Origin of the sequence: Amycolatopsis roodepoortensis (assembly GCF_024628825.1) — a bacterium.
GTDB lineage: Bacteria > Actinomycetota > Actinomycetes > Mycobacteriales > Pseudonocardiaceae > Amycolatopsis > Amycolatopsis roodepoortensis.
The window spans coordinates 6842699-6867834 of record NZ_CP102415.1; the positions used below are offsets into that span (position 1 = coordinate 6842699).

The 25136-nt window shown below is 68.4% G+C and carries 21 protein-coding genes and 1 tRNA gene; 5 read left to right on the forward strand and 17 right to left on the reverse strand.

Translation table 11 applies throughout. The features are described from left to right. Positions 1-27: 27 nt before the first annotated feature. From NQK81_RS32780 to NQK81_RS32845, 14 genes are all read right to left on the reverse strand, one after another. The gene (locus NQK81_RS32780) at positions 28-1287 is read right to left on the reverse strand and encodes a proline-rich domain-containing protein (RefSeq protein WP_257484557.1); all 1260 of its coding nucleotides are present in this window, start codon (positions 1285-1287) and stop codon (positions 28-30) included. Next, entirely contained in the window at positions 1284-1616 is a 333-nt protein-coding gene (locus NQK81_RS32785; RefSeq protein WP_371878821.1) for a hypothetical protein, read from the reverse strand. The genes NQK81_RS32780 and NQK81_RS32785 overlap by 4 nt, the downstream gene beginning before the upstream one ends. Further along, on the reverse strand, positions 1613-2185 hold the full coding sequence (locus NQK81_RS32790; protein ID WP_257484558.1) for a YbaB/EbfC family nucleoid-associated protein: 573 nt from the start codon (positions 2183-2185) through the stop codon (positions 1613-1615). Before NQK81_RS32790 ends, NQK81_RS32785 begins: the two co-directional genes overlap by 4 nt. A gap of 226 nt (positions 2186-2411) precedes the next feature. Continuing rightward, entirely contained in the window at positions 2412-3008 is a 597-nt protein-coding gene (locus tag NQK81_RS32795; protein ID WP_257484559.1) for an AAA family ATPase, read from the reverse strand. 9 nt (positions 3009-3017) lie between these two features. Then, positions 3018-3662, reverse strand: coding sequence for an SRPBCC family protein (locus NQK81_RS32800; protein WP_257484560.1), 645 nt, complete (start codon positions 3660-3662; stop codon positions 3018-3020). A gap of 193 nt (positions 3663-3855) precedes the next feature. Next, positions 3856-4434, reverse strand: a complete 579-nt coding sequence (locus NQK81_RS32805) for a TIGR03086 family metal-binding protein (protein WP_257484561.1) — start codon at positions 4432-4434, stop codon at positions 3856-3858. A gap of 8 nt (positions 4435-4442) precedes the next feature. Further along, a complete protein-coding gene (locus NQK81_RS32810) occupies positions 4443-5426 on the reverse strand; it encodes an alpha-ketoacid dehydrogenase subunit beta (protein WP_257484562.1) in 984 nt (327 codons plus the stop codon). Beyond that, on the reverse strand, positions 5423-6397 hold the full coding sequence (locus NQK81_RS32815; protein ID WP_257484563.1) for a thiamine pyrophosphate-dependent dehydrogenase E1 component subunit alpha: 975 nt from the start codon (positions 6395-6397) through the stop codon (positions 5423-5425). The genes NQK81_RS32810 and NQK81_RS32815 overlap by 4 nt, the downstream gene beginning before the upstream one ends. Beyond that, positions 6394-11154, reverse strand: a complete 4761-nt coding sequence (locus tag NQK81_RS32820; RefSeq protein WP_257484564.1) for a non-ribosomal peptide synthetase — start codon at positions 11152-11154, stop codon at positions 6394-6396. Before NQK81_RS32820 ends, NQK81_RS32815 begins: the two co-directional genes overlap by 4 nt. An 11-nt stretch (positions 11155-11165) precedes the next feature. Continuing rightward, the gene (locus NQK81_RS32825; RefSeq protein WP_257484565.1) at positions 11166-13136 is read right to left on the reverse strand and encodes an amino acid adenylation domain-containing protein; all 1971 of its coding nucleotides are present in this window, start codon (positions 13134-13136) and stop codon (positions 11166-11168) included. Further along, positions 13105-14316, reverse strand: a complete 1212-nt coding sequence (locus NQK81_RS32830) for a cytochrome P450 (protein ID WP_257484566.1) — start codon at positions 14314-14316, stop codon at positions 13105-13107. Before NQK81_RS32830 ends, NQK81_RS32825 begins: the two co-directional genes overlap by 32 nt. Further along, positions 14313-15461, reverse strand: coding sequence for an LLM class flavin-dependent oxidoreductase (locus NQK81_RS32835; RefSeq protein WP_126732628.1), 1149 nt, complete (start codon positions 15459-15461; stop codon positions 14313-14315). The genes NQK81_RS32830 and NQK81_RS32835 overlap by 4 nt, the downstream gene beginning before the upstream one ends. 37 nt (positions 15462-15498) lie before the next feature. Beyond that, positions 15499-15762 (reverse strand): acyl carrier protein, encoded by a 264-nt coding sequence (locus NQK81_RS32840; RefSeq protein WP_034309004.1) that lies wholly within the window; start codon positions 15760-15762, stop codon positions 15499-15501. 332 nt (positions 15763-16094) lie between these two features. Continuing rightward, positions 16095-17105 carry a ParB/RepB/Spo0J family partition protein gene (locus tag NQK81_RS32845; protein WP_257484567.1) on the reverse strand — a complete coding sequence of 337 codons (1011 nt, stop codon included), beginning with the start codon at positions 17103-17105 and terminating at the stop codon, positions 16095-16097. 353 nt (positions 17106-17458) lie between these two features. Here NQK81_RS32845 and NQK81_RS32850 point away from each other — a divergent pair, with 353 nt between their 5' ends. Together NQK81_RS32850 and NQK81_RS32855 are read left to right on the forward strand one after the other, a co-directional pair. After that, on the forward strand, positions 17459-18196 hold the full coding sequence (locus tag NQK81_RS32850) for a phosphotransferase family protein (protein ID WP_257484568.1): 738 nt from the start codon (positions 17459-17461) through the stop codon (positions 18194-18196). A 367-nt stretch (positions 18197-18563) separates the two neighbouring features. After that, positions 18564-18866: an ankyrin repeat domain-containing protein gene (locus NQK81_RS32855; RefSeq protein ID WP_257489897.1), complete on the forward strand. Its 303-nt coding sequence runs from the start codon at positions 18564-18566 to the stop codon at positions 18864-18866. A 59-nt stretch (positions 18867-18925) separates the two neighbouring features. On the opposite strand, the gene NQK81_RS32860 is transcribed toward NQK81_RS32855, so the two are convergent. Then, positions 18926-18998, reverse strand: a tRNA-Arg gene (locus NQK81_RS32860). 296 nt (positions 18999-19294) lie between these two features. Here NQK81_RS32860 and NQK81_RS32865 point away from each other — a divergent pair. Together NQK81_RS32865 and NQK81_RS32870 are read left to right on the forward strand one after the other, a co-directional pair. Continuing rightward, positions 19295-20419, forward strand: a complete 1125-nt coding sequence (locus tag NQK81_RS32865; protein ID WP_257489898.1) for an epoxide hydrolase family protein — start codon at positions 19295-19297, stop codon at positions 20417-20419. A gap of 151 nt (positions 20420-20570) precedes the next feature. Next, positions 20571-21488: a cation diffusion facilitator family transporter gene (locus NQK81_RS32870; RefSeq protein WP_257484569.1), complete on the forward strand. Its 918-nt coding sequence runs from the start codon at positions 20571-20573 to the stop codon at positions 21486-21488. A 264-nt stretch (positions 21489-21752) separates the two neighbouring features. Here NQK81_RS32870 and NQK81_RS32875 read toward each other — a convergent pair whose 3' ends face one another. Next, positions 21753-22463 carry a DUF305 domain-containing protein gene (locus NQK81_RS32875; protein ID WP_257484570.1) on the reverse strand — a complete coding sequence of 237 codons (711 nt, stop codon included), beginning with the start codon at positions 22461-22463 and terminating at the stop codon, positions 21753-21755. Positions 22464-22471: 8 nt separating this feature from the next. Then, on the reverse strand, positions 22472-23272 hold the full coding sequence (locus tag NQK81_RS32880; protein WP_257489899.1) for a thioredoxin-like domain-containing protein: 801 nt from the start codon (positions 23270-23272) through the stop codon (positions 22472-22474). A 203-nt stretch (positions 23273-23475) separates the two neighbouring features. Here NQK81_RS32880 and argS point away from each other — a divergent pair, with 203 nt between their 5' ends. After that, positions 23476-25131 carry an arginine--tRNA ligase gene (gene argS, locus NQK81_RS32885; protein ID WP_257484571.1) on the forward strand — a complete coding sequence of 552 codons (1656 nt, stop codon included), beginning with the start codon at positions 23476-23478 and terminating at the stop codon, positions 25129-25131. Positions 25132-25136 lie beyond the last annotated feature (5 nt).

Genomic DNA, 25136 nt, shown 5'->3' on the forward strand with positions numbered 1-25136 from the left:
GAACACCGGTACAGGGCCGCCTGCCCCTTACTGCTCTTCCTTCTCCTCCGGCGGTGTCTCTTTCACGGCGGGCGGGATGGCCTTCGTCAACTCGACGATGGTCTTCCCCGCCATGCCCGACGCGCCGTAGGTCGGGTCGCTGAGGATCTTGAGCCCCTTTTCGAGCTTGTCGAGCGCGTCCGCCGCCTTCGGGAACCTCGTTTTCAGGTCACCGATCGGGAAGCTGTTCCAGTAGTCGTACCTCTTCAAGATCTTCTCGGCGTCGGGATGTCCCTCCAACTCCTTCGCCAGCTTCTCGCGCACCACCCTCGGGGGTATGTCGCTGAGCTTCTCCGGTTTGGGCTTCGGAGCGTCGGGCGTCGCGTCCGGAGTGCCGTCGCCCGGCTTCGGGGGCGGGCCCTCGATCGGCTTCTTGCCACCGGGCATCGGTGTGCCACCAGCGGGTTTCGGCTTGGGCAGGGTGATCTTGCCGCCGCCGAGGGTCAGCTTGACGACGTCGTCGGCCGCGCCGCGGGTCTTCGCCAGGATCTTGAGCATCTCGGCGAGCTTCTTGGCGACGTCGGCGATCTGCTTGGCGATCTTGGCGATCGCCACGGCGACCGTGCTCATGATGGAGGTGATCGCCGCGATGATCGAACCGCCGAAGGTGACCGGCGCCAGTGCCACCGCCACGATCGCCGCCTTGAGGATGCCTGCCAGCGTCATGGCGATGATGTCGCGGACGATGCCGCGGACGGCGCCGATGACCGCGCCGGCGATCCCCATCTGCTTGCCCGCGAATTCGATGTACCCGGCGAGCGCCTCGATCTGGGCGGCGACGCCCTCCATGTCGGCCCGGAAGGTGTCGGCGGACTCGCCCGTCCACTTCTCCATGAACTTCTTGGTGGCGGCGTCGTGGTCCTTCGCCCACTCCCGCACCTCCGCGCCCTCTTTGTAGATCGCGGTCTTGGCCGCCTCGATGCCCTTCGGGTCTCCCAGCAGGAAGTCCAACGGCCAGCGGAAGATGACGATGTGCTCGATCAGCCAGCCGATCCCGGCGGTGAGCAGCGATCCGATCGGATCGGCGACCATGCCGAGGATCTCGATCGCCATCCCCGCCGAGGCCAGTCCGATGCTGAGGCTGTCCCCTTCGTCGACGGCCTTCTTCAGTGAGAACGCGGAATCGAAGAAGCCCGCGCCCGTGGTGTCGCCGCTGCCCGCGAGGAAGCTGTTCTTCTCGTCCTTGAAGTCGCTGGCCTTCGTGCCGGTGTTGTTCCCGAAATCGTTGCGGTGGTACTCGTCGCTCACTTGACCTTCACCTCGTCGATCCCCTTGCCGGCGTCGGTGATCAGCTTCTCGGTCTCCTGCTCGTTGGCGTTGTACTTCTTCGCGGCTTCGCGAACCCTGTCCGAAAACTCCTGCACGTTCTCCGAGTACTTGTTGAGGTGGTCCCGCGCCTTCCCGCAGTGCATGCTCGCGCCGGCGCCGTAGATCTGGCCGCCGAAAATGCCGAAGATGCCGGGATCCGCCACGCAACTGCCCACCATGTCGGCGCTCTTCCGCAGCGCGTCCTCGAGTTTGTCGAGGTGACCGGCGAACTCGGTCATGGCTTCCGTCTTGACACCGAATCCGGTCACCAGGGGCTCATCTCGTCGTCGTCGGGGGAGGCCGGTCGCCGGGGTCGCGGCGCCGGGGGGTTCGGCGGCCGCACGGGACGGCCGGGCTGCGGCGGCATCGGGGGACCGGCCTGCGGTGGCGGCGGCCGGTATCCCGCCTGTGGACGCGGCGGCTCGTTGTGCGCCTCCGGCGCCCACTTGTCCTGTTCCGGGTCGCCCGGCGCGGTCTCCTCGTCCTCCACCTTCGGCAGGAAGGTGCGGACCAGTTGCGCGGCCTCGTCTTCACCGTTGATCTCGGTGTAGGACTCGGTGACCTTCTCGACGGTCCTGCGCTGGGCCGTGCGCACCGTCTGCATGACCAGAGAAGAGAGCCGGGCCGGTCCCAGCGAGGTGGCCCGGTTGCCGAACTCGATGGCGCTCAACGAGCCGTTGGCCTCGACCGTCACCGTCACCGAGCCGTCGGGAGAGGTCACCGTGGACGCCGAGGCGGTGAACGCGGCCGTCAGGGCTTGGGCTTTTTCCTCGAGTTTCTTGGCCTCTCGCTCCAAAAGGAGCGCGAAGTCCTCACCTGCGTCGAAATTGGGTTGCATGCGTCGCCTTGGCCTGGTTGGGATGGGAACACGATCGGCGGAAATACGAGGTCGACGAGGCGGAACACCCTCGGCTTCCCAGCACGGAGGGTGGACCGGCCGTCCCGGCCCGCCCGTATCGTTACCACCGGGCGCGTACCGGGACAACCCCGGTGATCAAGGACTGCCCGAAAGGTCCGCGGGGGGTGGCGGTTCGGGGCAGCCGCCCGCTGTCCTCATCGGACAGTCACCTGCCGGCGCCGTAGCGGAGGTTCCGGGCGAACGGCCCGTCGAGCCAGCGATCGACCTGGCGCTGACCACGCAGCCGGACGACGACGAGGTCCGGATACCGGTTCTCGGCGATGACCTTGCGCACGCGTGCCCGGATCATCGGGTGGTAGCGCCAGGCGAGCTTGACGATGTGATCGCGATCGGTGAAGAACGTGCGCAGCGGGCCCTCGACGTTGCCGCCGGCGATCTTCGAACCGCGCCCCACGCGGCGCTTCAGTGTCCGCACGATCGTGCGCGCCACGGTCATGGCGCGCGGATGATCGAGCCAGACCAGGACGTCCAGCCGCTCGGTCATCCGTTCCCGGACCTCTTCGCCCTGCCATTCGATGGCCCATTCGTCACCGGCCACGAATTCCAGGACGTCGGCCTGCCAGGTCTCCCGCACCGTCCAGCCCGGCGCGTGGAAGAAGGACTCGAATTCGACGAACGGGATCCCCATGCGTTCACACAGGGTTCGCGCCAGCGTCGATTTGCCGGATCCCGCGGGGCCCGCCACCGCGACCCGCCGGACCCGGTGTCCGGGAAGCGCGTCGGCGGGCCCGATGATCTCCATGCGAGGAGCTTATTGGTTCCGGCTTTCGGCGGCCTTCTTCAGGTCCTTCAGCCAGATTTCGAGGCCCTGCCCGAGCATCGCGGTGGAGCCGGGCACGTCCTTGTCGACCTGCGGGCCGGTGTGGCTCTCCTCGGTGCGCACGATGACGCCGCCGGCGACCTTGACGAAGTTCCAGACGTGGACGCCGTCGATGTGCATGCCGCCGGGGCCGTCGAGGGGCCCGGTCCAGCGGAGGCATTTGCCGGGCTGGAGTTGCCGGACGGTGGAAACGATGGTCACGTCACCGGGCGGGTAGGGCATACCGGGCGGGACGGGAATGGTCCACTGGAAGCGGGAATGCTTACGCAACGGGCCGTCGTCCAGGCGTTTCATGGTGACGGGGATGGCGGGGTTCTGCCAGGACGGCCAGGCCTCCACGTCGGTCTGCAGGTTCCAGATGGTGCGTATCGGTGCCTTGACGAAGATCTCGGTCCGGTAGTGCACCTTGGCGGATCGGTCGATGCCTTTGCCTTGGCAGGTGAGCGAAGCCGGCTTGGTGTGGTGGTCGGGAGCCGCCTGGGCGGGCGCCGTGGCGCCGAGGACGCCGGCGAGGGCCAGCGGGAGCGTGAGCAGGGCGGCGCGGCTGGTGATCCGGCGGCGTGCGGTGCGGAACATGACACTTCCCCTTCGATGCGTTAGCGCTTGTCGCTATAGTTAGAACCTATAGCGATCGCGCCGTGGGCGTCAAGGCGAAGGTGAAGCGAGTCGGTGCGGCTGGTCGTGAGTGGCGTTTCGGGTTAGAACCCGAAACGCCACTCACGACCACCTGGACCGAAGGCTCGCCATCGCCACGTGCGAAACGCCGGGCTCAGGCCGAGCGGCCGAGGAAGGCCAGGAACCGCTCCTGCGGGCCGGCGTCCGCGGGCGGTTTCACCCGCGGTCCGAAGGTGCCCGGCGTGCGGCTGATGATCAGCCGGGCCAGCGAGAACGACGGCGCGACGATGTCCGGATCCATGCGCACGTCCTGCCCGAGCGCGGAACCGATGTCCCAGGTGTGCACCAGCGTGTCGAACGTCAGCAGCGCCAGGTAGTCCGTGACCGTCGCATCAGGACGGTTGGCGACGTACCACGCGGGAGCGGGTCGGACGAGCAGCTCGCCGGTGACGGCGGCATCGGCCGCTTCCCTGGCCGCGCGCCACGCGGCCAGCGGGTCTTCACCGGCCAGCTCGCCGGGCTTCGCCGAACCCGCGGGCCCGTTCTCCACCGTGAACTCCCGGCCCGACGCGTGATGGCGCAGCACCTCCAGTCCCCAGATGACGTGCCCGGTCACGTCGCGCACCGTCCAGTGTTCGCACGCCGAGGCCGCGTCCCACTGGTCCGGCCGCACGGTGGCGAGCACGGCGTCGAAGGCGTCCTGGGTCCGCCGGTAACGATCCGAGGTTTCCATGGGTCCTCCTACCGCAGTACCGCGTCGACGGCGGCCGTCAGTTCCGCCGCCCCGGGCACCAGGGCCTTGTCGAGGGCGAGGGCGTACGGGATCACGGTGCCGTCCGGGCGGCAGACCCGCCTCGGGGGTGCCACCAGATCGAACTCCTCGGCCGCGGTCGCGACGATCTCCGCGCCCAGCCCGCACATGCGGTTCGAGTCGTCGATCACGATCAGCCGCCCGGTCTTGTCGACCGACTTGCGCAGGCACTCCCAATCGAAGGGGTACACCGTGCGCGGGTCGACGATCTCGATGTCGACCCGGTCCGCGAGGCTCTCGGCGACCTCGATCGCCGTACCGACGTGCTGGCCCACCGCCACGACCGTCAGGTCGCCGCCTTCCCGGACGACGTTCGCCTGCCCCAGCGGCACGATGTCCTCTTCGCCCGCGTACGAGACGTCCGTCGCGCCCAGCAGCGGAGAGGGAGCGAACACGGCCACCGGATCCGGATCCTGGATCGCCGCCCGCAGCAGCCCGTACGCGTCGGCGGCCAGACCCGGGACGACGGTCTTGATCCCCGCGTGTGCGAGCAGGCTGTACGGGTTGTCCGAATGCTGGCCCGCCCAGCCGAACCGCGAACCCGATCCGGACACGAGATAGGTGACCGGGATCCGGACCTGCCCACCGGTCATCAGGGAGAACTTGTGGGCCTGGTTCACGATCTGTTCGAAGACCAGGTAGATCAGCGAGGAGATCTGGAACTCGATCACCGGTTTCCTGCCCGCCATCGCCGCACCGGTCCCGAAACTGGTGAAGGCCTGTTCGGACAGCGGGGTGTCCAGCACCCGCTCCGGGCCGAACCGGGGCAGCAGCCCCGAAGTGACCCCGCTCGCCCCGACGCCGACGTCCTCGCCGAGCAGGAAGACGTCCTCGTCGGCAGCCATCTCGGCGTGCAGGGCACGGTTCATCGCGTGCATGTAGCCGAAGTTCTCCGGCGAAGGCAGCCCGCTCACAGGCTCACCCCCGGCCGGACGGCGGTGGCTCCCGCGTACAGATACATGAGTGCGTCCTTCGGGTCGGGCGACGGGGCGTTCTTCGCGAACTCGACCGCCTCGTCGATGGTTTCCTTGACAGCCGCGTCGATCCCGGCGACGACGTCTTCGCCGAGCTGATCGCCCAGTAGCGGGATCGGGTCCTTCGTGCGCCAAAGGGCGACCTCGTCGGGGTCGCGGAACTCGACCCCGAGGAGTTCGAGCACGGAATGGTGCCCGAAGAACCGGTACGTCCGGCATTCCAGGAACGCCGGACCCCGCCCCGCGCGAACCCCTTCGAGCAGTTCGGCCGCGGCGCTCTCCACCGCTTCGACGTCCATGCCGTCGACGCTGCGTGAAACCAGCCCGAAGCCTTCGGCGCGCCGGACCGCGCCCCCCGCCAGCCCCGCTTCGAGTTTGAGGCTCGTCGCGTACTGGTTGTTCTCGCAGACGAACAGCACCGGCAGCGACCAGATCGCGGCCAGGTTGAAGGCTTCCAGCAGGACACCCTGGCTCATCGCCCCGTCGCCGAAGAAGCTGACGACGACGTCGGAATCGCCGCGGGCTTTGGCCGCCCACGCGGCGCCGGAGGCGATCGCGCCGCCCGCGCCCACGATTCCGTTGGCGCCCAGGATGCCCAGCTTCATGTCCGCCGCGTGCATCGATCCGCCGCGGCCCTTGTTGAACCCTTCGAGGGTGCCGAGGAGTTCGGCGAGCAGGCGGCGCGGTTCCGCGCCCTTCGCCAGCACGTGACCGTGGCCCCGATGGGTGCTGGTGATGCCGTCGCGTCCGGTCAGGTTCGCGCAGATGCCCACCGCGACGGCCTCCTGCCCGATGTACGGGTGGATCCCGCCGTCGATCTCCCCGGCGATGGCCATCGCCAGGCAGCGCTCTTCGAACTCGCGGATCAGTTTCATGGACCGGTACAGGGCCGGCCGGTTCTCACGGGTCATTTTCGCGACAGCCCTTCAGCAGTGGTCCGGACGAGCATTCGGTCGACGTAACGGAGCAGCGCGCCGTCGTCGGGGCTCGGCACGACGACGGGCTCGAATTCGCTGCTCGGGCGGCCGCTCGACGAAGTGGAGCCGAAGAGCAGCTTGAGGATGGCGTGTTCCTCGGGGGAATGGGCTTCGAGAGCGGAGAGCCAATCCGCCACGGGCAGGGTGCCGATGTCGGTACCGGCGTTCCGCAGGAGCTCGACCAGGTACGTCAGCCGCATCGGCCGTTCGCCCGCCAGCACGAACCGGCCGCCGTCCGGCCGCCGGTCCAGGCCGAGCCGGGCGAGCGCGCCCGCCGTCTCGTCGACCGCGATCCACGGTTCCTCGATCTCGGTGTCGGGCGCGGCGCCGAGTTCGAGGATGTTCCGCAGCACCCGCAGCATGATGTCCCGCGTGTTCCCCTGCCCGGTCCTCGAATCCCCGACGATCCGGGGCAGACGGCAGATCTCCGCCGGTATCCCGCGCTCGTACGCGGTGATGACCAGCTGCTCCGCATGCGCCTTGGTCTCCGCGTATCCGCTGCGGGAGCCGTTCTCCTCACCGGCGGAAATGGTCGACACGAACTGCAGCCGCTTGAGCCGGGTGGTGGCCGCCAGCCGGATCAGCTCGCGGGTGCCGCCCACGTTGGCGCCTTCGAGTTGTTCGTAGCTGGAGAGCGCGTCGACCCAGGCGCCGTTGTGGCAGATCAGGTCGATTTCGCCCGCGAGCCGCGCGAACACCGTGTCGGTCAGCCCGAGTCCGGGTACCGCGAGATCGCCGGGGATCACGCTGATCCGCTTCTCGTCGACGTCGTCCCGCAGGCCGTAGCGGTCCAGGTTTTCGCGCAGCCGCCGCCATCCAGACCGTTCGTCGGCGGCACGGACGAGGCAGTGCACCCGCACGTTCTCGCGCGCCAGCAGCTCGCGGACCAGGTACGCCCCGACGAATCCGGTGGCACCGGTGAGCAGTATTTCCGACACGGCACCGGATCCCCGCGGTGGCAACGACTCCGGGAGGACACCGCGCAACAGTGCCGGCGGATCGAACGAACGCACGGTGGTCCGCCGGTCGCCGTTGATCTCTTCGGCCAGCTTCGCGATCGTGGGCCGCTCGAACAGCGTCCGCAGTGGCAGGTCGATCCGCAGGGTCTCCCCGATCCGGACCGCGAGTTGCGCGGCCTTCAGGGAATGCCCGCCGACGTCGAAGAAGCTCTCGTCCCTGCCGACGGTTTCACGGCCGAGGACCTGCGCCCAGATCGCCGCCAGCTTCTCCTCGGTCGGGTTTCGCGGCGGGGCGGCCTCGTCCGCACGGGTGCCGTCTCCGGGTTCCGGCAGCGCCCGGACGTCCAGTTTCCCGTTGATGGTCAACGGGAGTTCGGGAAGCGACACGAACGCAGAGGGCACCAGGTACTCCGGCAGCTCCCGGCGCAGCTCCGCACGCAGAGCGGTGTCGTCGACGTTGCCCTTGAGATAGGCGACGAGCCGCTTCTGACCCGAGCCGTCCTCACGGGCGACGACGGCGGCCTGGGTGATCTCCGGCCGGGCCAGCAGCGCGGCTTCGATCTCGCGGGGTTCGACGCGGAAGCCGCGGATCTTGACCTGGTCGTCGACGCGGCCGAGATACTCGAGATCGCCGTCGGCGTTGTACCGCACGACGTCCCCGGTCCGGTAGAGCCGCTCACCGGTCGGCTCGTGGTGGGGGACGAACTGTTCCTCGGTGAGTTCCGGCTGTCCCCGATAGCCCCGGGCGACACCGGGGCCCGCCACGTGGAGTTCGCCCGGCACCCCGGTCGGCGTGAGCCCGCCACGCTCGTCGAGGACGTAGACCCGCGTGTTCCCGAGCGGACGGCCGATCGGGATTCCCTTGGCGTTCTCGGGAACAGGGGCGGTGATCGGGTGACACGTGGCGAACGTCGTGGACTCGGTGGGGCCGTATCCGTTGAAGAACTTCGTGCCGGGCAGCGCGGCGACGGCACGGCGGACATGGGTGACGGACAGCGCTTCACCGCCGACGAGCAGATTCCGGAGCCCGGTCAGCGCCGCGGTGTCCTCGTCGACGATGTGGTTGAACAACGACGAGGTCAGCCACGCCGTGCTGATCCGGTGCCGGGTGATCGCGTCCGCGAGCGGCCGGGCGGTGAGCACTCGTTCGGTGGAGACGACGCAGGTCGCTCCGGTGAGCAGAGCGCCCCAGATCTCGAAGGTGGCCGCGTCGAAGGAGATCGCCGACGCGTGCAGCACCACCTCGTCCGGGCCGAGGATGCCGTCCGGCAGCCCGGTGACCAGCCGGATGATCGACCGGTGCTCGATCTCGACGCCTTTGGGACGGCCGGTCGAGCCGGAGGTGTAGATGACATAGGCCAGGTCGCGCGGGCCTACCTCGGTCTCGAGGGCGGCCGATGGTTCCTGGTCGAGCGTGGGATCGGCGATCAGATCGGTCGTGATCACCAACCGCGCCCGGCCGTCGGCGAGCAGGAGCCGTTGGCGCTCCTCGGGATACTCCGGGTCGATCGGCAGATAGGCGGCGCCGGTCTTGAGGATCGCGAGCAACGCGGTGATCAGGCCGGGGGAGCGCGGCAGGCAGACCCCGATGACGGTCCCCGGTCCGGCGCCCAGCGTGCGCAGCCGGTGCGCGAGCCGGTTGGACCGGACGTCGAGTTCCTCGTACGTCACGGAATCGTCGCCGCGGACCAGCGCTGTCGCTTGTGGACGGTCGCGCACCTGTGCGGCGAACACCGTGGGCACCGTCGCCGGGGAGGGCAGCTCCGCGGTCGTGGCGTTCCAGTCCTCGGTCAGCAGGCGGACCTCGGAATCGCCCATCATCGGCCAAGCGGAAAGCGGCCGTTCGGGCTCGGCCACGGCGGACGCGAGCAGCCGCCGGAAGTGCCGGACGAAGCGTTCGATCGTGACCTGGTCGAACACTTCGGCGTTGTAGTCGATCCGCGCCTCCAGCACTCCGGCCCGGTCCGACACGAGGCATTCGAGATCGAACGGTTCCGAGCGGCTCCCGGCCGGTGCGACGGCCGACAACGGCTCGTCCACCACCCGGAGCACGACCTGGGCTAGAGGATTGCGGCTGAAGTCCTGTCGCGGCGCGAATTCCTCGACGAGACGCTCGAAGGGGACGTCCTGGTTCGCGTACGCGCCGAGCGTGGTCTCCCGCACGCGGCCGAGCAGCTCCGCGAAGGTGGGATCGCCGGAAAGGTCGTTGCGCAGCACCAGCATCTTCGCCTCGGGCGCGGGAACACCGACCGTGACGTCGGTGGTGCGGGCGTAGCGGGACAGTACGACGTCGAAGGCCGCCAGCAACGTCATGAACAGGGTGGCGTCATGACGGCGGCCCGCTTCACGGACATCCGGATCCACGGGGAAGGAGAGCGAGCCGCCGCGATAGGACGCCACCGGCGGGCGTGCGCGGTCCGTCGGCAGCTCCAGCGCCGCGGGCAGGCCGTCGAGTTTCTTGCGCCAGTAGTCGAGCTGCCCGCGCAATGCCTCGAAAAGCGGCTCGTCGGGGTGCTCCAGCATGTGTTCGACCAGCCGGACGAGCCTGCCGACGAGCCGGGTGGCGGTGGAGCGGTCGAAAAGGCTGGTGCGGAACACCAGAGAGCCGTGCAACTTCCCGTCCTGCACATGGGTGACCAGTTCCAGATCGAACCGGGTCGCCACCCCGGCCCATGGCACGCTGGAGATCTCGTCTTCGCCGTCGGCGGGGATCTCGCCGTTGTGGACGACCACGACGTCGAAGATCGCGTTGCGCCCGGCGTCCCGTTCCGGCCGGACTTCCGCGACCACCTGGTCGAACGGCGCCTGCTGATGGGCGTAGGCGTCGACCATCTTGGTGCGCGTCACCTTCAGCAGCTCGCGGAACGACATCGACGGCGTGATGCGGGCGCGCAGCACCACGGTGTTCACGAAGAAGCCGAGGACGTCGGCGAACCTGCGGTCGTCCCGACCGGCCAGTACCGTGCCGATCGTGATGTCCTCCTGTCCCGAATGGAGGGACAGCAGGGCCTGGAACACCGCGGCCACGGCACTGGACAGTGCGCATCGGTTCCGCAGCGCGAAGGAACTGAAGGCTTTCGTCAGGTCGGCGGGCAATTCGAAATCGACGTGGTCGCCCGCGAAGCCGGGGTTGCCCGAACGCGGCCGGTCCGCCGGCAGCCGAAGCGGCTCGAATCCGTCGAGCTCACGCCGCCAGTAGTCGATGTGCTCCGCCACCGAATCGGCGGCCGCGCGCTGCGACGCGACGTACTCCTCGTAAGTCACCTCCAGCGGCGCTGGAGTCTCCGAACGGTACAGCTTGACGACGTCCTCGGTCACGATCTGGATGGACCGCCCGTCGGTGATGATGTGGTGGTTCACCACGCACAACACCGCCGAGCCGTCGGCGCATTCGACGACCATCGCGCGGATGGGCGGCGCCGCCGCGAGGTCGAACGGCTCGCTGACCAGATCGGCCGTGTGCTTCCGCCAGTCGTCGTCGGCCGCGGTGCGCCGGGCCACCGGGATGCGGAAACCCGGGGTAGGCACGGCGGTGGGTGTCCCGGACTCGTCCACGACGAACCGCCAGCGCAGCACCGGATGCCGTTCGACGAGCGCGCCGAGCGCCCGGTCGAGCACGGCGAAGTCGACACCGTGGTGGAACCGGAAGACGATCGGGATGTTGTACGCGGCGCTGGTCCGGTCGAGTTGCTGCACCAGCCACAGCCGCTCCTGCCCGAGCGACAACCTCATCGATTTCTCCTTCATCGGGCGTTCGCGATCAGGGCCTGTTCGTCGACTTTCCCGTTGCGGGTCAGCGGGATCTCGTCGACCACCACCCAGAGGGCGGGTAACGCGTAGCTCGGGAGCAGCCGCGACAGGAACGCCTGCAAGGTGCGGGGTCCGGTGTCCTCGCCGGGCCGCACGACGATGGCCGCCACGAGCTGAGGACTTTGGTTCTCCTGCCGGGAAACGACGATCACGGCGTCGCGGATACCGGGGTGACCGGCGAGGACGGTGGCGATCTCCTCGGTTTCGATGCGATGCCCGTCGAGTTTGACCTGCTTGTCCGCGCGGCCGAGGAAGACCACGTTCCCGTCCGGGGCGAGCCGGACCAGATCTCCCGTGCGGTACAGGCGTTCGTCCACGTCAGGGGAGAAGTGGCCGAAGCGCCGCTTCGTCTCGGTCTCGTCGTCCAGGTACCCGTCGGCCAGGCCCGCTCCGGCCGCGTACAGCTCGCCGACGCCGCCGGGCGGGACGAGACGGGCGTTCCGGTCGAGCACGAAGACCTTCGTGCCGGCGATCGGCCTCCCGATGGGCAGGGGGCCGTCGATCTCCGCGCTGCCGCGCACGGTGTGCGTGGTCGTGAACGTGGTGTTCTCGGTGGGCCCGTAGCCGTTCGTGAGCACCAGCCCCGGGTAGGACCCGAGCACCCGCGCCGCCGCGTCGTGCGGTACGACCTCGCCTCCGCTCAGCAGCCAGCGGAGTCCGGCGAGCGCCTGCGGCCGGGAGTTCGCGACCAGCCGGAACAGGCTGGCGGTCAGCCAGGCGACGGAGACCTTCCGTTCGACGAAGAACTTCTCGAGCGCCCTGACCGTCGGAAGCCGTCCGGGAAAGGCCTCCAGTGTCGCGCCGTTGAGCAAGGTCACCCAGATCTCGTACGTCGACGCGTCGAAGGCCAGCGGCGCCATCCGCAGGACACGGTCACCTGGGCGCGGCTGGAGCTCCGTCGTCCGCGCGAGCCGCGTGACCGCGCGATGCGGGACGACGACGCCCTTCGGTTCACCGGTGGATCCCGAGGTGAACGCGACGTACGCGGTCCTTTGTGGATTGTCGTGGGCGGGAGCCGGTTCGGGATCCGCGTCGGCTTCCTCGCCGGCGATCCAGGTATCGACCAGGGTGAGCCCGCGCAGAACGGGATGGTCCGCCGTGGTGGCGTCGACCACCGCGGCGGCGGGCGCCAGCTTGCCGATGATCCGCGCCAACCGGGCTTCCGGCGCGTCGTCGTCGAACCCCGCGTACGCGGCTCCGGCACGGACGATCGCGAGCAACGCGACGATCTCCCCGACCGACCTCTTGGTCGCGACGAGCACCGTGTCACCGGGCCGGACCCCGGCGCGACGCAGGACGCCCGCGTACCGGTCGGCCGCCCGCGCGAGCCGCCCGTAGGTCAGCTCGGCGCTCGCGTCACGGACCGCGACCTGCTCCGGGTGAAGCCGCACCTGCTCCAGGAACAGGGTTTCGATGTCCGCCGGTAGAAGGTCGGCGCCGGCCAGCGCGTCGAGGGTCCGGCGGCGTTCCGGCGCGATGCAGCGCACGTCCTCCAGCGAACCGTCGAGAAAGGCCAGCTCGCCCACCGCGGTGGCGACGTCGGCGAGGAAACCGTGCTCGGCGTCGGGCACCTCGGTGACGAAGCGGGCCTCCCCGGACCGCAGATCCGCGTGCAGGGAGGCGAGCACGACATCCACCGGCCCGTCCTCGGCGACGCCGACCGGGTGGACCGAGCCCAGGAAGTCCTCGACGCGCGCCTTGTCGTCGACCTGGACCCGGATCACCCGCCCGGCGACCGAGATCGCGACCTCGCTCGCCGCCGTCCACCGGCTCAAGGTGACCGCGAACGCGGCGAGCACCACCTTCGCGCGCTGGTATTCGGAGGGTTCGTCAGCGAGTTCGGCCGTCAGATCGTAGGGAATGGTGAGCGCGTCAGGCATCGCGTTCGCGCTCCAGCCGGACATGGAGGTGATCCGGCCGCCGGAAGATGTGGCCGCGTTCCCGCAGCCGCCAGAACCCCGGCCGGACGCCGTCGAGCGAGCCGCTGAGCCGGACGCCGCCGAACCGGTGCGACAACCGCTCGAACAGTGTGTCGAACTCCGCCAGCGCCAGCTGGATGCCCAGGCAGGTGTGCGGGCCGGACGAGAACGCCAGCAGCCGCTGGTCGGTCCGCTCGGGGCGCCACGAGTCCGGGTCCTCGAACGCGTTCTCGTCGCGGCTGGCGCTGCCCAGCGACAGCAGGAGCGCGGACCGGCGCGGGACGTCCACCCCGTGCAGGTTCAGATCCCTGGACGCGTATCGGAGGATGGTGTGGCTCGGCGGTTCCCACCGCAGCGTCTCGCGCACCACCTGGGTCCGGTACTCCTGATCGGCCAGGGCCGACAGGTCGACATTGTGCGCGAGCACCGCGTACATGATCTTGCCGATGGTCGCGACGCTCGTCTCGGTGCCGGCGAGCAGGAAGAGCGTGGCGGTGCCCAGCATGGATTCGTCGAGCGGTTCACCCGGCGGGAACACGAGATCGAGGAACGGCATCCGGTCGCCCTCGCGGCGGTCGGCGAGTTTGCCCTTCAGGTAGCCGATCAGCTCCGCCTTGGCCGCGAGCGCCGAATCCAGCGAGGTGGCCGGGAACTCGATCGCACCCGCCAGCGGCAGCACCCGGGGACGCAGCCAGGCCGCGTCCTCCGGCGGCAACCCGAACAACCGGGTGACCATCGCGTAGGGCACCCCGACCGCGACCCGCTCCATGAACTCGACGTCGACTTCGTCCCTGGCGCCCATTTCGGCCTCGATCGAGTCGAGGACCTGGTCCACCGCGGGGATGAGGATCTCCGTGCGCAGCCGTTTCACCGACGCGCCCGCGAACAGCGGCATGAACAGCTTCCGCAGATCGCGGTGGCGGGGCCCGTCGGTGTCCAGCAACGTCCGGCCGAACAGGCGGCGGCTGCTGCGCATCGGGAACCCGCTGCCGACTTCGCGGTCGGCCAGCAGGGCCTGGACGTCTTCGAACCTGGTGACCAGGAAGGCGTTGAACGCCGCCGACCAGTGCACCGGATCCGACCGCCGGAGCTCCTTGTAGATGGGCCAAGGGTCGGCCAGGAACTCGTCGGAACTGAAGTCCAGTTTCACCGGCGCGGTGCTCATTTGTCACCTCCGTTGCCGACCAGCTCGGTCCGGGATTTCAGCTGGCGGGCGGCCTCTTCCGACGTGAGCCGGAGCGATTCGGTCGTGCCGTCGTAGCCGCCGACGAGGGCGGGCACGACCTCGTGCGCGAGCGCGGTCAGCTGGTCGAGGGTCGCGCGGTGCGAAATCCACCTGGGCACGAAGAAGTTCAGCGACACCGGGTCGCCGATCCGGTCCACCAGATCGCGGATCCTGGCGGCGCAGGTCGCGGCGTCGCCGACGATGAACCCGCCCGTGTCGACGAGGTTCTGCAACGTCTTGCGGTGCGCGACCGGCGAATCCGGGATGGGCATGCCCAGCGTGCCCCGGTACAGACCGCGGCGGAGCGCGGAGAAGCCTTCCAGCAGTTCTTCGACACCTTCGGCGGGAGAGTCCGCGATGTGGACGAAGACGTTGCACCGGATCCGTGTCCCGCCCGCGGATTTGTTCCGGTACGCGTCGATGCGCTCGATCAGCGCGCCGACCGGGTCCGGGTCCATGCCGGGCCGGATGGCGCCCCACGGCGGTGCCACGTGGACGGTCGGGGTCGTCGCCGTGTCGGTCAGGAGCTCGATTCCGGCCGGGCTCAGCGAGGACGCGACGACGGTCTCGATGGTGCCGGGACCCCTCAGCGGCTGGAGCTGGAGCACGGCTTTCTTCACCGTGAACCACGGCGTCGTGGTGTTGACCGTCTCGCCGTTGAGAAGAGCTTGCACGGTCCCCAACGCCGCACGGAAATGGTCGCGAACCGACGCCGGGTCCACCCCGATCATTTCCATGTCGTGGACGTAGGTTCCCGTGCCGACGCCCAGGATCGCCCGGCCGGCGGTGAGGTGATCGAGCAGCGTGATCCGTTCCGCGACATGCAAAGGGTGGTGGTAGGGCAGCGGGATCACTCCCGTGGCGAACCGGATCCGGCGCGTTTCGCGGGCCAGCGCCGCCATCAGCATTTCGGGCGAGCTGAGCGTGCTCCAGCCGCTGGAATGGTGCTCACCGAGCCAGATCTCGTCGAAACCCAGGTCGTCGACGAGGCCGCACAGTTCGATGTCGCGCTTCAACGACGCGTGCGGGCTGACCGAAGGGTCGTGAAAGGGAGGCAGGAAGCAGCCGAATGCCTTTGCGTTCATCTCAATCCTTTGTCCGGAGGTGGAAGATCGTGCTGCTTCAAGCGGACGGCACCTGTTCGAGCAGGTAGTCGCAGAACTTGTCCACAGTGGTCAGATCCTCGTTCTCTTCGAGGTCGATGAACACGTCGAGCTTCGTCTCGATCTTCTCGATGAGCGCCAGGTACTCGATGGAGCTCATCCCCGTCTCGGGGAACTCCGTGTCCGCTTCGATGGTCTGGTTCTCCAGAACACCGCCCGCGACCTCGGTCAGCAGCGAGAAAATCTGCTGACGCAATTCCGCCCGCGCGTCTTCCGCGTTCATGTGTCCCCTTTGCTGAATCCGCGCACGAGCGCGCGGCCGGATGAATGCTTGATGGCGATTTCACCGCATGCGAAAGCGGCGTTCCATTCGATGATCACGACAGCGGAAAACACCCCAGTGTGCTCGCCGTCGCGCCTCCCAGTGCGCCCGGATCTGGCGTCCGGACTGGCGATTCGACACCATTGTCGCCCGAATCCTCCGCGATCCGCAACAGTCCGGGACGCGGGTCTTCGTCGATTACTTCGCGGTTATGTGAGGAAAGATCACCGTGGAACGCCGCGAAGGGGGCTTTCCGCGCGTCGCGTGCGCGGAAAGCCCCCTCCGTCGTCAGGTCAGCGCTTGCGCTTCTTCAGCAGTTCCGCGAACTGCCGCCAATCCTCCGCGCGCGCCCTGGCGAGTTCGGAGATCAATTCCAGCCGGTGTTCGGGGATGTTCCTGGCGACCTGGTCCCATTCGTCCCGGTCGTTCAGATGCCCGTCCAGCAAGCGAACCAGGGTGCGGCCGGACTCGGTGTACCGGATGGTGGGGTCCGAGCGGAGCCGTTCCACGGCCGCCTGGGTGTCCGTTCCCGTCTGCTCGCCGCCTTCGGCCGGGCGGGTGCGCGGCCTGGCGGCGACGCGTCCCGGACTCTTCTCACCCTGCAGGTGCCGATGCCGTACGTCGTGCGCGGTCGCGAGGGAAACCCCCGCGCCTCGCGCGATTTCACGGATCGAAGCGGAAGGGTTGCTCGTGAGCAGCTCGTGGGCACGACGGCGGCCCTGCGCCGGATCGAGCGCGCGGACGCGGCCGTCGCGGCCGACGTGGGCGTTCGACTGGGGAACTTCCCCACTCGAACGCCGGCGCAACTTGCCGACCGTCTTGTGTGAAAGGCCGGTGACCGCCGCGATCGACCGGTCGGACCAGTGGGGGCGGGTGCCGAGGATCCGGCAGGCGGCGGCCTTGCGGTCGGCGAGGGAAAGCGGCAGGCCGTGCGCGATGTTCGTCTTCACGGCGAGGATGAAGGCCGCCTGCTCGTCCCCGTCGAAGAACTGGACGTCGATCGCGGTGGCGTTCTTCAGCTTCGCCGCCTCGAGCCGATGCGTTCCGTCGATCACCCGCATCGTGGAACGATGGACGAGAATCGGCGGCAGCGGGGCATCCGTTTCCGCGAGCACCCGTGCGTACGCGGGGTCGACCCCCGCCGCTCGCGGTGTGTCGGTGTCGTGCACGGACAACGCGTCGAGCGGGACCTCGACGACCTCGCCGAGCGGCGGGTCGGAGCCGACCGCGACCCACTCGTCTTCCCTTCTGGCGACGGGGATCTGCGTGCCGTCCGCAGTTTTCTCCTTATGCCAGTTTAACATCTTCCAGCCCCCAGGACACTTGGTGAATATCAAACCTTTTCAATATTCGAGCTGGTGCGAGTGGTTGTCAAGGTCCGCGAGTCGCGATCGTGGCGTCGCCAGGGTGTTCGACGGCGCCTCGTGTTCTCGGCTACTGTCCGTCGTCATGCGGCCGAACGGAAGCAAATCGCTTGACGGGAGCGCGGAAGCCACGCAACCTGGACTTGACCTGTCGACGGAGGGAAGCCCATAAACCGCCCGGTGAAATACGTCCACGTGAATTCCGGCGACGGCCCGGCGAATACTTCGCGATTATTCTTTCCCGGTCGTCGGATGATTTCCGCCACCCGCCGTATGCGGCGATACTGATCGCTGTGGACGAGGTTCAGGTGGTCGTCGCCCACCATGATTGCGCGACCGTGCGCGCCGGTGACGTGTTCCTGAAGATCGACGCGGATCAAACGCGCACCGACGTGGAAGTGGCGGCGATGGCCATGGCGCCGATCCCGACCCCGGAGGTCCTGTGGCGAAAGCCGCCCGTGCTCGCGCTGGCCGCCCTGCCAGGTGAAGCGCTCGGCCGCCTCGGCCGTCCGTCGACCGCGTCACCGGAGGCATGGGCCGCGGCGGGCGCCGCCCTGCGGACGCTGCACGACGCGCCGCTGCCGCCATGGCCGGGCCGAAGCCCCGACGAGGTCGCGGCGCACCTCGACGACGAATGCGAATGGCTCATCACGCAGAAAGTCCTGCCCTCGAAACTGGTCGAGCGCAACCGCCAGATCGCCGAAACCGCGCTTCGGCCGTGGACGCCGGTGTTCACGCACGGCGATCTGCAGATCGCCCACGTCTTCGCCGACGGTGACGAGATCACCGGCGTGATCGACTGGTCCGAGGCGGCGCGGGGCGATGCCCTATTCGACCTCGCGACCTTGACCCTCGGACACGAGGACCGGCTCGGAGACGTCCTGTCGGGCTACGGCACCGACGTGGACCTCGACGTCATCCACGCGTGGTGGTCGTTGCGAAGCCTGCGAGCGGTCCGCTGGCTGATCGAGCACGGCTTCGATCCGGCCGCGCCGGGCTGTGAGATCGATGTACTGAAGGCGCGGATGTGAAGGAGGCCGGTGATCCGCTCCGTCGTCTGATGCCGTCGATCCCCGCGTTTTAAGAAACTGTCGCGTCCGTCAGTTGCTCAGGGTTGCGCACGTTACCTCGTGGAGGCGTCGTCGTGCGCGAACCGGACAACGCGTCGGCAACTCACCGTCCATACCCTGCGCACTTACGGTCCTCGTCCACGATACCGGCCCGTGGGGGATAGGCTTGGAAGCTCTTTCGCGCACGTTGGAATAGTGTTCGATGTGGTTCGAGACGCTTTCGTCAAAGCTGATCCGACGTACGTCGATGCTCTGTCGGACGGACCTGGACTTGATAAGGGGATCAGCCTTGATGAATGACTTGAGCCCTGCTCATCAGGCAGTCGAGATGGGTGATCTTCCGCTGCTTCGTGAACTCCTCGATGACGGCGCTGACATCAATGAAGAGCATGGTGGGCTTACGTTGTTGCACCATGCCATCGACGTCGAGATCGACAGTCACACGCAGACGGGGGAGCCACTACACGTGGATGTCACGGCTTACCTGCTCGCGCGAGGAGCGGACCCGAAGCGGCCGTCCGATGGGGGTTGTGGCGTCACAGCGGAGCATATGGCCTTTGAAAGCCGTCACTGGCTGGCTTCGGCTCTCTTCGAGGGATGGGGCACCCGTCATCACGAAGAAGGCGCCTAGCGGCTCTCGCCCGGCAACGATGGAACGAACGTGCAGCTGAACCGTATGGTCGATCTGTGTGCCCTCGGCAGGATTCGAACCTGCGACACCTGCCTCCGGAGGGCAGTGCTCTATCCCCTGAGCTACGAGGGCGTTGCCGCCTGGGCGACGTTGGAAGCTTAGCGCATGTCCCCGCAGGGTCTCACGAGTGGTGGTCGTTAAGGGGTGTGGTGCTCGACCACGTGGGCCGGCGGGCTGGTCGATTGCTCCCGTTCGGCGCGGTCCAGCGGCGCGAGGAACGTGTCCTGTGTGTCTTTGACCAGGCCTTCCAGCCGGCCGATGCCGGTGCGGCGGATCGAGGAGCCTGCTGATCCTGGTTCGGAGCCGGACGACGGCGGTGCGCATCGGAAATGCGTAGCGTCGGTGTCATCGACGAACTGGGAGGCCCGATGATCGAGCCGTTCGAAGTGCGGATCGCCGAATCCGCCATCGCCGACCTGCGCACCCGGCTGCGCGCCACGCGCTGGCCCGAGCCGGCCACCGTGGACGGCTGGGAGCAGGGGGTTCCGCTGGAGTTCGCGCGGGAGCTCTGCCGGTACTGGGCGGAGGACTACGACTTCGGTTTGGCTGAGCGTGTCAACGCTTTCCCGGGTTTCAAGACCACTGTGGACGGTCTCGGGATCCACTTCCTGCACGTTCGTTCGCCGGAGCCGGATGCGACGCCGCTCGTGCTCACGCACGGCTGGCCGGGATCGGTCGTGGAGTTCCTCGACGTGCTCGGGCCGCTGACCGATCCCGCCGCCCACGGAGGCGATTCGGCGGACGCGTTCCACGTCGTGGCGCCGTCGCTGCCGGGGTTCGGCTGGAGTGACAAGCCGTCGTCGACGGGATGGAACGTCGAGCGCATCGCCCGGGCCTGGGACGAGCTGATGGGCCGGCTCGGCTACCAGCGCTACGCCGCTCAGGGCGGTGACTGGGGCGCCGGGGTGACGAACATGCTCGCCAAGATCGCGCCGGAGCGGCTGATCGGCGTCCACGTGAACATGGCGGGTGTCCCGTACGACGAGGCCGTTCTCGGTGAACCGACGGCCGAGGAGAAGGCGGCGCTCAGCGACCTGGCGCGGTTCCGCGAGGTCGGGTCGGCGTACGCGCAGCAGCAGGCCACGCGGCCGCAGACGCTCGGTTACGGCCTCACCGACTCGCCCGCCGCGCAGGCGGCGTGGATCGCGGAGAAGTTCTGGGAGTGGACCGACAACGACGGCTCGCCGGAGACCGCGCTGTCGTGGCGGCAGATGCTCGACGCGATCTCCGTCTACTGGTTCACCGCGACGGCGGCCTCGTCGGCGCGGATCTACTGGGAGGGCAAGGCGCGGGACGTCTCGGTCGTTGAAGTTCCTTCGGGTATCTCGATCTTCCCGCGCGAGATCATCCGGCCCTCGCGGCGCTGGGCGGAGCTGCGCTACACCGATCTTCGCTGGTACGAGGTGCTGCCCGCGGGCGGCCACTTCGCCGCCTTCGAGCGGCCGGACGTCTTCGTCGGCCAGTTGCGGGGGTTCTTCCGCTCGCTTCGGTAGCGGTGCGTGGCGATTCCAGGTTTCGGGAAGGCCCTCCTGGGGGATGGCTTCCTTGTGTGGCTTAGGACATGGTGAACTTAGGCTCACCTGTATTGCACATATGCGCATGTGACAATATATTCGGCCTGTCGACTTCACGAGAGGCGGAGCAATGGGTCACGGGCACGGGCATGGAACGGCCTCGCCGTCGAGCGCGTCAGGCCGCTACCTCAAGAGCCTGACGATCGCGCTGGTCATCGGCGCCGGCTTCATGGTCATGGAGTTCGTCGTCGGGTTCGCCACCGGCTCGCTCGCGCTGATCTCCGACGCCGCGCACATGTTCACCGACGTCCTCGGTGTCGGCATGGCGCTGGCGGCCATCCTGCTCGCCCGGCGCAGCGGCCCGACGCTGACCCGCACGTTCGGCTTCTACCGGGCCGAAGTGCTCGCGGCACTGGCCAACGCCATCCTGCTGTTCGGCGTCGCGGGTTACGTCCTGGTCGAGGCCATCGGCCGGATCAGCGACCCGCCCGCCGTGCCCGGCCTGCCCGTCCTGCTGGCCGCGGCCGCCGGTCTCGTCGCGAACATCGCCTCGTTCCTGATCCTGCGCAAGGGCGCGGAGGAGAGCATCAACGTCCGCGGCGCGTACCTCGAAGTCCTCGCCGACCTGATCGGCTCCGTGGGTGTGCTGCTGAGCGGTGCGATCACGCTGCTGACCGGCTGGCGCTACGCCGACCCGATCATCGGTGTCGCGATCGGCCTCTTCGTCCTGCCCCGCACCTACGCCCTCGCCCGCCGCGCGCTGCGGATCCTGTTCCAGCACGCGCCGAAGGGCGTCGACGTCGCCGGGATCCAGGCCGAACTCGGCGGGCTGAAGGGCGTCGAGGACGTCCACGACCTGCACGTCTGGACGCTGACCTCGGGGATGGAGGTCGCTTCGGCGCACCTCACCATCTCGCCGGCCGTCGAGCAGGCCGAGGTGCTGACCGAGGCCCAGAACCTCCTGGCGAACCGCTACTCCATCGAGCACGCGACCCTGCAGATAGAAGTGCCCCAATGCGCTCAACGCTGCCGGGAACTCTCCTGGTAGCCCCCTGACGCGTTTCGTCCTCTGGACGCGGTAGTTGGCAACGCGAACTACCGCATCCAGAGGACGAAATGCATAAGAGGGAGTCCCGCGCCGCCGGTGCCGCTCACGCTGGGTATGCGGTGTGCGGGAATAGAGACACTCAACGTCCCTATTTCCACACACCCCGCCTCGGCCGGGCGCCTGACGCCATACGCGTTTAGTCCTCTGAACGCGGTAGTGGGCAACGCGAACTACCGCATCCAGAGGGCGAAACGCGTAAGAGAGTCAGGCGGGAAGGGGCGCCGCACCGCGTTCCTGGAGGAGCCCCTTCATCAGCGTGACCTCGGCGCCCTGCGAGACCAGCATGCTCTGCGTCAGCGACTTCACGTCCGCGATCGACGTGTGGTCGTGGCCGTACTGGGCCATCGCCGTCCCGCCCTGGTGGTGCCGCAGCATCAGCTGGAGGAAGAAGACGTCCATCTCCTTGCCGGTCAGCGACCGCAGTTTGGCCAGTTCGGCCGACGTCGCCATCCCCGGCATCGGAGCGCCGTTCGACGCCTTCATGTCGGCGCCGCCGTGCCCGCCGTGGCCGGACGGCTCGGTCATCCAGGTCATGTAGGCGCCGGTCGTCTGCTCGGGCTGGCCCCACAGGCCCAGCCAGCCCTTCATCCGGCCGACCTGGCCGGTCTGCGTGCGCTCGATGTCGAACGCGAGGGTCTTGATCGCCGGATCGGTCGTGTGGTCCCGCGCCCAGCCCGCCATGGTGACGGCCTGGAGGTGGTGCACCGACATGTCCTGCGCGAAGCCGACCTCGACCGAGCCCGCGCCCGGCGTCTTCTGCTCCGGCTCGGAGTCGATCAGCCTGGTCGTCAGCGCGCCGAGGCCGAAGCCGACGATCAGCATGACGACCAGGGCGGCCCCGATCACCAGCCATCGGCTCTTGGTCGACCGCGAGGTGTCGTCCGGTTCGTCGACGTACTGGAGATCGGGGTCCACTTGGCTCACTAGTTGCTCGCGGGCGCCGAGGGCTGGGTGGCGGGCACGGAAGGCACGCCGCTCTGTCCGGCGCCGGGCTGGTCCTGCTGCGTACCCGCGGTGCCCTTGTAGTCCATCGGCTTCGCGTCCGGACCCGGCGGCGTCGGGTCGAAGTCGCCCGGCTCGATCTGCGCGTCGCAGGTGGCGTCACGCTCGGGGTACGCGCCGAACGGGTTGGTGCGCAGCGCGGCGACGAACTGGTCGATCCGCTCGTCGGAGGCGGAGTCCAGCTTCAGCTGGTGGCCCCAGGACTGCACGGAGATCGGCTTGTCCAGGTTCGGGTACGGCGACATCACCATGTACGGCTTGCCCTCGACGCGCACCTTCAGCAGGTCCAGCGCCTCGCCGGTGATCTGCGCCGGGTTGTAGGCGATCCAGACCGCGCCGTGCTCGAGACCGTGGACCATGTTCTCGTTGCGGACGGCCTTTTCGTAGACGACGCCGTTGCACGCGGCCCAGGCCTGGTCGTGCGGACCACCGAAGGGCGGGGTCTTGTCGTAGGCGACCCGCTCGGCGGCCGTGACGTGCACGGAGCCCTCGTAGGTGGCCGTGGTCACGCCGGGGATGCGCTTGGACGGGTCCGGGTCCTGCTGCGAGGGGGCGAAGGCGGCCGCGGCCTCTTCGCGGGTCTTCTGATCGCGCTTCGGCGCGGAAGCGATCATGTAATAGGTGACCACCGAGGCCGCCAGGGCGACGATCGCCACGACGGCGATGATCGTGCCCCAGGGCGTGCCCTTCTTGGACACGACGGAACTACGGGCGGCCTTCATGGCGTTCTTCGACGACGCGCCCTTTTTTCTGGTTGTCCCGTTAGCCATGGCTCCTGCGTTCTCCAAAGGGGGTGGTCCCTGCGCGGGCCAGTGTAGAGACCGCGCGTCTGATCACCGTGAACAGCCGGAAGATCACCGGCTTGGCTCACACCTTCCGGCGGTCGCTGCGAAGCCCGGACCAGGTCACACCTAGAATTCCGCGAGTGACTCCCGCAGCTCTCGCCGACCTGGTCCGTAACTCCGCCGTGCAGGTTCTCACCGCGCGCGGCCTCGACGATTCCGTGCTGCCGGAGAAGGTGACGATCGAACGTCCCCGCAACCCCGAGCACGGCGATTACGCGACCAACCTGGCGCTGCAGGTGGCCAAGAAGGCCGGGATGAAGCCCCGTGACTTCGCCGACGCGCTGGCCGAGGCGCTCTCGGCCACCGACGGCATCGACTCGGCCGAGGTCGCCGGGCCGGGCTTCCTCAACCTGCGGCTCGCCGCCGACGCGCAGGGCCAGATCGTCCAGCAGGTGCTCGACGCCGGCGAGAAGTACGGCCTCGGCGACGCGCTGGCGGGCGTCAAGATCAACCTGGAATTCGTCTCGGCGAACCCGACCGGCCCGATCCACCTCGGCGGCACCCGCTGGGCCGCGGTCGGTGACGCGCTGGGCCGCGTGCTGTCCGCGCAGGGCGGCCAGGTCACCCGCGAGTACTACTTCAACGACCACGGCGCGCAGATCGACCGCTTCGTGCGGTCCCTGATCGCCGCCGCCAAGGGCGAGCCCGCCCCCGAGGACGGCTACGCGGGCGGCTACATCAACGACATCGCCGCCGAGGTCATCCGCCAGGAGCCGAGCGCGCTCTCGCTGCCCGAAGACGAGCGGGCCGAGACCTTCCGCCGGGTCGGCATCGAGCTGATGTTCACCGAGATCAAGCAGAGCCTGCACGATTTCGGCACCGATTTCGACGTCTACTTCCACGAGAACTCGCTGCACGAGTCCGGCGCGGTGTCGTCCTCGGTCCAGCAGCTGAAGGACTCCGGGAACCTGTACTTCGAAGACGGCGCCTGGTGGCTCAAGTCCAAGGAGCACGGCGACGACAAGGACCGCGTCGTCATCAAGAAGGACGGCAACCCGGCCTACATCGCCGGTGACCTCGCCTACTTCCAGGACAAGCGCAAACGCGGCTTCGACCTCTGCATCTACATGCTCGGCGCGGACCACCACGGCTACATCGCCCGCCTCAAGGCCGCCGCGGCCGCCTTCGGTGACGACCCGGCCGTCGTGGAGGTGCTGATCGGCCAGATGGTCAACCTGGTCTCCGAGGGCAAACCGGTCCGGATGAGCAAGCGCGCCGGCACCGTGATCACCATGGAGGACCTGGTCGGCACCGTCGGCGTCGACGCGGCCCGCTACGAGCTGATCCGCTACTCGGTCGATTCCACTTTGGACATCGACCTCGACCTGCTTCGCAAGCACTCCAACGACAACCCGGTCTACTACGTCCAGTACGCCCACGCGCGGCTGGCCTCGTTGCAGCGCAACGCTTCCGACCTTGGCCTGAAATCCGATGGCGAAGTGGACTTCGGCCTGCTTACGCTGCCCGCCGAGGGCGATCTGATCCGCACGATCGGCGAATTCCCGACCGTCCTCCGCCGGGCCGCACAGCTGCGCGAACCGCACCGCGTCGCCCGGTACCTCGAAGAACTCGCCGGCGCGTACCACAAGTTCTACACCGTGGGCCGTGTTCTTCCCCAGGGCGACGAGGAGGCCACCCCCCTCACGTTCGCCCGGCTCGCGCTGTGCCAGGCCGCCCGCCAGGTGCTGGCGAACGGCCTCAACGTGCTCGGTGTCTCTGCTCCGGAACGGATGTAACGAAG